Genomic DNA, 7,222 nt, shown 5'->3' on the forward strand with positions numbered 1-7,222 from the left:
CACGCCCGCGACCCGGCGGTCGTGACAAGAGGGCACACCGGGCCGCTGACGCGCGACGGCCGGTCCGGGGCCGTGCAGGGGAGTCCCCGCAGGACAACGAACAAAGACCCGGGCTCGCCCGCGTACCCGCCGAACGTTCGTCGTTCGAGGAGACACCCCGGAAGGGCCCCGGGCCACCACCCACGGGGCAGGCGACGGTGCCACCAGGGGCCAGGCTGACACCTCAAGCCCGTCGAGGGGGTCCCCCCATGCCCTTAAGGCTATGGGGGAGATTGAGGACGGAACCCCCGCCCCGGACCGGGGCACCGCACCACGCGACGCCCCGCCCCTCCCAGGGGCCCCGCTCCATGGCGACGAGAACCAGGCCGCCCGCCACGGTTCACCTTCTGTTCACTCTCCCCCGTAAGCCGCTTCACCTGTTCTGTCTAATTTCGGCAGTACACGGTGCGCGGCGAAACGCCGCACCACCCATCACATCGCACGCCGTCGTAGAACGAACAAGACCTCGGCGGCTCCTGGAAGGAAAAACCCGAAAGTGAAGCTTCAGCGCAAGAACCGGCTTCGTGCCACCGCGCTCGGTGCCCTCGCCGTCTCCAGCGCCCTGGTCCTCACGGCGTGCGGTTCGGACAACAACAACAGCGGCGGCAGCAGCACGGGCGGTAGCGGCGAGAAGACGAGTGCCGCGTCGGACATCAAGTGTGACGACGCCAAGGGCCAGCTCCTCGCCTCCGGCTCCAGCGCGCAGAAGAACGCCATGGACCTCTGGGTCAAGGACTACATGGCGGGCTGCAAGGGCGTCGAGGTCAACTACAAGTCGTCGTCCTCCGGTGAGGGCATCATCGCCTTCAACCAGGGCACGGTCGGCTTCGCCGGCTCCGACTCGGCGCTGAAGCCCGAAGAGGTCGCGGACTCGAAGAAGATCTGCAAGACCGGCCAGGGCATCAACCTGCCGATGGTCGGTGGCCCCATCGCGATCGGCTTCCACCTCGAGGGTGTCGACAGCCTGACGCTGGACGCCCCCACCCTTGCCAAGATCTTCGACGGCAAGATCAAGAAGTGGAACGACCCGGCGATCGCCAAGCTCAACAGCGGCGCGAAGCTTCCGGACAAGGCGATCCAGGCCTTCCACCGCTCCGAGGACTCCGGCACCACGCAGAACCTCGGCAAGTACCTCGCCGCCACCGCGCCGAACAACTGGAAGTACGAGCCCGAGAAGAAGTGGCCGGCCCCCGGTGGCCAGGCCGCGTCCGGCTCGGCCGGTGTCGCCGCGCAGGTGAAGCAGGTCGACGGCTCGATCGGTTACTTCGAGCTCTCGTATGCCTCGTCGCAGTCCATCTCCACGGTCGACATCAACACCGGTGGCTCCGCCCCGGTCAAGGCCTCCTCGGAGAACGCCTCCAAGGCCATCGCCGCCGCCAAGATCAAGGGCACCGGCAAGGACCTGGCGCTCGACCTCGACTACACCACCAAGGCCGAGGGTGCGTACCCGATCGTCCTGGTGACCTACGAGGTCGTCTGCGACACGGGCAACAAGGCCGAGACGCTCCCCACGGTCAAGTCCTTCCTGAACTACACCGCGGGTGACGCGGGCCAGAAGCTCCTCACCGACGCCGGTTACGCGCCGATCCCGATCGAGATCAACGCCAAGGTCCGCGAGACCATCGCGTCCCTCTCGTAACCAGAAGCAACACCCGTAACACCAGCTGAAACCCAGCTCCACCAGCAACACCCGGCAGGCCGGCCCGGTGCACCCCTCCGGACCGGCCCGCCGGCACCACCCCCCCATCCGGTGCACCGCCGCCAGGGGAGCGCGTCGCTCCCCCACACAGACCGGAAAGACCATGGCTTCCACCACACCGATAGACACACCACCGGCGCCCCCGGTGCAGCGCAAGCGCGCCAGGCCCAAGGCCGCAGGACGCGCAGGCGACAAAATCTTCCTGGGCCTCTCGCGGGGTTCAGGCATTCTGCTGCTCGTGATCATGGCGTCGATCGCCGTGTTTCTCACGTACCGCGCGACCCTCGCCATCTCCAAGGACGAGGGCAACTTCTTCACCACGCTGGACTGGAACCCGGTCGGCGACAAGCCGGTCTTCGGTATCGCGGCCCTGCTCTTCGGCACGATCGTCAGCTCGATCATCGCGATGGCCATCGCGGTTCCGATCGCTGTCGGTATCGCCCTCTTCATCTCGCACTACGCGCCGCGCAAGCTGGCCGCACCCCTCGCGTACGTCGTCGATCTGCTCGCGGCAGTGCCGAGCATCGTGTACGGCATCTGGGGCGCCCTCTTCCTGGTCCCGTACCTGGAGGGACTGAACCTCTGGCTCGACCAGTTCTTCGGCTGGACGTACGTCCTGGAGAAGACCGAGGTCGGCGTCGCCCGCTCGCTCTTCACCGTCGGCATCCTGCTCGCGATCATGATTCTGCCGATCGTGACGAGCGTCAGCCGCGAGGTCTTCCTCCAGGTCCCGAAGACGAACGAGGAAGCCGCCCTCGCTCTCGGCGCCACCCGCTGGGAAGTCATCCGCCTCTCGGTGCTGCCCTTCGGCCGCTCCGGCGTGATCTCCGCGTCGATGCTGGGCCTGGGCCGCGCACTCGGCGAGACGATGGCCGTCGCCACGGTCCTGTCGCCGAGCTTCGTCATCTCGGCACATGTGCTCAACCCCGGCGGCGCAACGTTCGCCCAGAACATCGCCGCGAAGTTCGACGAGGCCGACCAGTTCGGGCGCGATGCCCTGATCGCCTCCGGCCTCGTCCTCTTCATCCTCACCCTGCTGGTCAACGGCGCGGCCCGGCTCATCATCGCCCGCCGCAAGGAGTACTCGGGGGCCAACGCATGAGCCAGGCAGCCAACACCGGCATACAGGAACGCCCCGCCCCCGCGGCGGCCGCTTCCCGGAACAGCCTCAGCAGCCGGTCGCTCCCCCGCTGGGCCCCGGCCGCCTTCGCGGGCGCCGCGATCGTGCTCGGCGTCGGCATCGGCGCGGCGGCGGGCTGGCAGAGCCGCATCCAGTGGGGCCTGTTCTCCGCGGTGCTCTTCGTCGTCATCTCGTACGTCACGACGTCGGTCGTCGAGAACCGGCGCCAGGCCAAGGACCGGCTCGCCACCAGCATCGTCTGGGTGTGCTTCCTCCTCGCCGTCGTGCCGCTGGCCTCGCTGGTCTGGACGACGGTCAGCCACGGCTCGAAGGTCCTGGACGGCTACTTCCTCACCCACTCCATGTCCGGCGTGCTCGGCATGGAGCCGGGCGGCGGTGTCTACCACGCGCTGATCGGCACCCTGGAGCAGGTCGGCCTCGCCACCTTGATCTCCGCCCCGATCGGCCTGCTGGCCGCCGTCTACCTGGTGGAGTACGGGAAGGGCGCGCTCGCCAAGGCTGTGACGTTCTTCGTCGACGTGATGACCGGCATCCCGTCCATCGTCGCCGGTCTCTTCATCCTGTCGATCATGCTGATGGCGAAGCTCCAGCCGTCCGGCCTGATGGGTTCGCTGGCGCTCACGATCCTGATGATCCCGGTCGTGGTCCGCTCCACCGAGGAGATGCTCAAGCTCGTCCCGAACGAGCTCCGCGAGGCATCACTCGCCCTCGGCATCCCGAAGTGGCGCACCATCCTGAAGGTGGTCCTGCCCACCGCGATCGGCGGCATCACCACCGGTGTGATGCTCGCGATCGCCCGGATCGCCGGCGAGACCGCGCCGATCATGCTGCTGGTCTTCGGCAGCCAGCTGATCAACTCCAATCCCTTCCAGGGCGCACAGTCGTCGCTCCCCTTCTACATCTGGGAGCAGTTCAAGATCGGCAGCGAGGCGTCGTACGACCGCGCCTGGGCCGCCGCTCTGGTCCTGATCGCCTTCGTCATGATCCTCAACCTGGTGGCCCGCGGTATCGCCCGCTGGAAGGCCCCGAAGACCGGCCGCTGACGCGGCACGAAAGAAGCAGTGATTCAGATGGCCAAGCGCATCGACGTCAGCGGCCTGTCCGCCTATTACGGCTCCCACCTTGCCATCGAGGACATCTCGATGACCGTGGAGCCCCGCTCCGTGACCGCCTTCATCGGCCCGTCCGGCTGCGGCAAGTCCACCTTCCTGCGCACCCTGAACCGGATGCACGAGGTCACCCCCGGTGGCCGCGTCGAGGGCAAGGTCCTGCTGGACGACGAGAACCTGTACGGGTCCAACGTCGACCCGGTCACCGTGCGCCGCACGGTCGGCATGGTCTTCCAGCGTCCGAACCCCTTCCCGACCATGTCGATCTTCGACAATGTCGCGGCGGGCCTGAAGCTGAACGGTTCGTACAAGAAGAGCCGGCTGGCGGACGTCGTCGAGAAGTCCCTCCGTGGCGCCAACCTCTGGAACGAGGTCAAGGACCGCCTGAACAAGCCCGGCTCCGGCCTCTCCGGCGGTCAGCAGCAGCGCCTGTGCATCGCCCGCGCGATCGCGGTCGAGCCGGATGTGCTGCTGATGGACGAACCGTGCTCCGCCCTGGACCCGATCTCCACCCTCGCCATCGAGGACCTGATCGGCGAGCTGAAGGAGCGCTTCACGATCGTCATCGTGACGCACAACATGCAGCAGGCGGCCCGCGTCTCGGACCGCACGGCGTTCTTCAACCTCGCGGCGGTCGGCAAGCCCGGCAAGCTCGTGGAGATAGACGAGACGGAACGGATCTTCTCCAACCCGTCGGTCCAGGCGACGGAGGACTACATCTCCGGCCGTTTTGGGTGACCAAGGACAGCCTTTGGGGTGCTGCATGGCGGTGCCACCCTCAAGGCAAGGGGTCCGCCCCCGCTCCTCACAAGGGAGCGGGGGCGGACCCCTTTCACTTCAAGCCCGCGGGGCGTCACTCACCCGAACAGCAGAACAACGACCCCGTAACTCGCGGCAGCGACCAGTGCCGCGGCCGGCATCGTGATGAACCACCCGAGGATGATGTTCTTCGCGACCCCCCACCGCACCGCGTTGACCCGCTTCGTGGCCCCCACACCCATGATCGCCGAGGTGATCACATGCGTCGTGGAGATGGGCGCGTGGAACAGGTAGGCCGAGCCGAACATGATCGACGCCCCGGTCGTCTCCGCGGCGAAGCCCTGCGGCGGGTCCAGCTCGATGATCTTCCGGCCGAGCGTCCGCATGATCCGCCAGCCACCCGCGTACGTACCCAGCGAGAGCATCAGCGCGCAGACGAGCTTCACCCAGACCGGGATCGGGTCGCTCGGACTCTCGACATCGGCGATGACCAGCGCCATCACCACGATGCCCATCGTCTTCTGCGCGTCCTGCAGACCGTGCCCGAGCGCCATGCCTGCCGCCGAGGCCGTCTGCGCGATGCGGAATCCGCGCTTGGCCTTGTGCGGGTTGGCCTTCCGGAACAGCCACATGATCGTGACCATCACCAGATAGCCCACGACCAGACCGACGACCGGCGAGACGAACATCGGGATGACGACCTTGTCGAGCACCCCGTTCCAGTGCACCAGCGTTCCGCCGGCCAGCGCCGCTCCGACCATGCCGCCGAACAGCGCGTGCGAGGACGACGAGGGGAGACCGAAATACCAGGTGACGAGGTTCCAGATGATCGCGCCGACAAGGGCGGCGAAGAGGATTCCCATCCCCTTCTGCCCCTCGGGCGTCGCGATCAGGCCCTCGCTGACGGTCTTGGCGACTCCCTGTCCCAGGAAGGCACCGGCGAGGTTCATCACCGCGGCCATGGCCAGGGCCGCCCGCGGGGTCAGCGCCCGGGTGGAGACCGAGGTGGCGATGGCGTTCGCCGAGTCGTGGAAGCCGTTCGTGTAGGTGAAGCCGAGCGCGACACCGATGGTCACGATCAGCGCAAAGGTGTCCACGTGGTTCAGGACTCCTTGACCGCGATGGTCTCCACCGTGTTGGCGACGTGCTCGAACGCATCGGCCGCCTCTTCCAGCGCATCCACGATCTGCTTGAGCTTCAGCACCTCAATGGCGTCGTACTTGCCGTTGAAGAGATGGGCGAGCAGCTTGCGGTGGATCTGGTCGGCCTGGTTCTCCAGGCGGTTGACCTCGATCCAGTACTCGGTGAGGTTGTCCATCGTGCGCAGGTTGGGCATCGCCTCGGCGGTCAGCTCGGCCGCCCGCGCCAGCACCTCGATCTGCTGCTCGACACCCTTGGGGAGTTCTTCGACCTGGTACAGCACGACCAGGTCGACGGCCTCCTCCATGAAGTCCATGATGTCGTCGAGCGACGATGCGAGGTTGTAAATGTCCTCGCGGTCGAACGGCGTGATGAAAGAGGAGTTCAGCTGGTGGAAGATCGCGTGGGTGGCATCGTCCCCTGCGTGCTCCGCTGCCCGCATACGTTCCGCGATCTCGACTCGGGAGGCAGAGTCCGCCCCGAGCAGTTCCATGAGGAGTTTCGAGCCCGTGACAATGTTGTCCGCGGATGCGGAGAACATGTCGTAGAAGCTCGTCTCCCTGGGGGTCAGACGAAAGCGCACGTGGGGTCCTCGGGATGCTTTGGTTTCGGTCAGGCTGATGCTAGGCGCATCATCCGGCCACGGCTAACCGGCATTCTTCAGTGTCGCGCATCGAACACGGTGATCAGCACGGGCCCCCGGTCACGTTTCAGCTGAATTCGTTAGGATATACCCACCCGGGGTATATCAGGCGCAGGGTAAAGGGAAAACGGGAGGCAGCAATGACCACCACCGAGACCACAGAGGCGACGGAACCCACCGAGGAAACGGCGGAGATCCTCACCGACCACGACCGCGGCATACACGGCTACCACCACCAGAAGGCCGACCACGTCAAGCGGCTGCGCCGGATCGAGGGCCAGATCCGTGGTCTGCAGCGGATGGTCGACGAGGACGTCTACTGCATCGACATACTCACGCAGGTCTCGGCGTCCACCAAGGCTCTCCAGTCGTTCGCGCTCCAGCTCCTCGAGGAGCATCTGCGCCACTGCGTCGCGGACGCGGCGGTCAAGGGCGGCGAGGAGATCGACGCGAAGGTCGAGGAAGCCTCGAAGGCCATCGCCCGCCTGCTCCGTACCTGAGACAGCGCCGCGGGAGGTCGCACCGTGTGCGGTCGCACTGCCTGGGGCGCCGTCCGAGGCACCGCCTGACGTGCGCTTTTGTCCGTCACCCCCGGTGGTCGCACTGCCTGGGGCGCCGTCCGAGGCACCGCCTGACGTGCGCTTTTGTCCGTCACCCCCGGTGGTCGCACTGCCTGGGGCGCCGTCCGAGGC

At 66.8% G+C, this 7,222-nt stretch carries 7 protein-coding genes; 5 read left to right on the forward strand and 2 right to left on the reverse strand.

What is annotated here, in order from left to right; genetic code table 11:
• The first annotated feature begins 535 nt into the window (after nt 1-535).
• The 4 genes from pstS to pstB all read left to right on the forward strand — a co-directional run bounded on the left by pstS (nt 536) and on the right by pstB (nt 4,726).
• Nucleotides 536-1,678, forward strand: coding sequence for a phosphate ABC transporter substrate-binding protein PstS (pstS, locus tag ACWD6R_RS37930; protein WP_451822915.1), 1,143 nt, complete (start codon nt 536-538; stop codon nt 1,676-1,678).
• Between the two features lie 163 nt (nt 1,679-1,841).
• Nucleotides 1,842-2,840, forward strand: a complete 999-nt coding sequence (gene pstC, locus ACWD6R_RS37935) for a phosphate ABC transporter permease subunit PstC (protein WP_451822916.1) — start codon at nt 1,842-1,844, stop codon at nt 2,838-2,840.
• Nucleotides 2,837-3,922 carry a phosphate ABC transporter permease PstA gene (gene pstA / locus ACWD6R_RS37940; protein ID WP_451822917.1) on the forward strand — a complete coding sequence of 362 codons (1,086 nt, stop codon included), beginning with the start codon at nt 2,837-2,839 and terminating at the stop codon, nt 3,920-3,922. The genes pstC and pstA overlap by 4 nt, the downstream gene beginning before the upstream one ends.
• Before the next feature lie 27 nt (nt 3,923-3,949).
• Nucleotides 3,950-4,726, forward strand: a complete 777-nt coding sequence (gene pstB, locus ACWD6R_RS37945) for a phosphate ABC transporter ATP-binding protein PstB (protein ID WP_451822918.1) — start codon at nt 3,950-3,952, stop codon at nt 4,724-4,726.
• Nucleotides 4,727-4,845: 119 nt separating this feature from the next.
• On the opposite strand, the gene ACWD6R_RS37950 is transcribed toward pstB, so the two are convergent.
• Nucleotides 4,846-5,844 (reverse strand): anion permease, encoded by a 999-nt coding sequence (locus ACWD6R_RS37950; RefSeq protein ID WP_451822919.1) that lies wholly within the window; start codon nt 5,842-5,844, stop codon nt 4,846-4,848.
• 5 nt (nt 5,845-5,849) lie between these two features.
• Nucleotides 5,850-6,470 (reverse strand): DUF47 domain-containing protein, encoded by a 621-nt coding sequence (locus ACWD6R_RS37955; protein ID WP_451822920.1) that lies wholly within the window; start codon nt 6,468-6,470, stop codon nt 5,850-5,852.
• A 200-nt stretch (nt 6,471-6,670) separates the two neighbouring features.
• On the opposite strand from ACWD6R_RS37955, the gene ACWD6R_RS37960 reads away from it, so the two are divergent.
• Nucleotides 6,671-7,030, forward strand: a complete 360-nt coding sequence (locus tag ACWD6R_RS37960; RefSeq protein WP_451822921.1) for a metal-sensitive transcriptional regulator — start codon at nt 6,671-6,673, stop codon at nt 7,028-7,030.
• Nucleotides 7,031-7,222 lie beyond the last annotated feature (192 nt).

This window comes from Streptomyces sp. NPDC005151 (assembly GCF_053599875.1).

What these genes read in the sequence shown, in the direction of transcription:
- pstC (WP_451822916.1), top strand. Translation starts at nt 1,842, where the DNA reads ATGGCTTCCACCACACCGATAGACACACCACCGGCGCCCCCGGTGCAG.
- pstA (WP_451822917.1), top strand. Translation starts at nt 2,837, where the DNA reads ATGAGCCAGGCAGCCAACACCGGCATACAGGAACGCCCCGCCCCCGCG.
- pstB (WP_451822918.1), top strand. Translation starts at nt 3,950, where the DNA reads ATGGCCAAGCGCATCGACGTCAGCGGCCTGTCCGCCTATTACGGCTCC.
- ACWD6R_RS37960 (WP_451822921.1), top strand. Translation starts at nt 6,671, where the DNA reads ATGACCACCACCGAGACCACAGAGGCGACGGAACCCACCGAGGAAACG.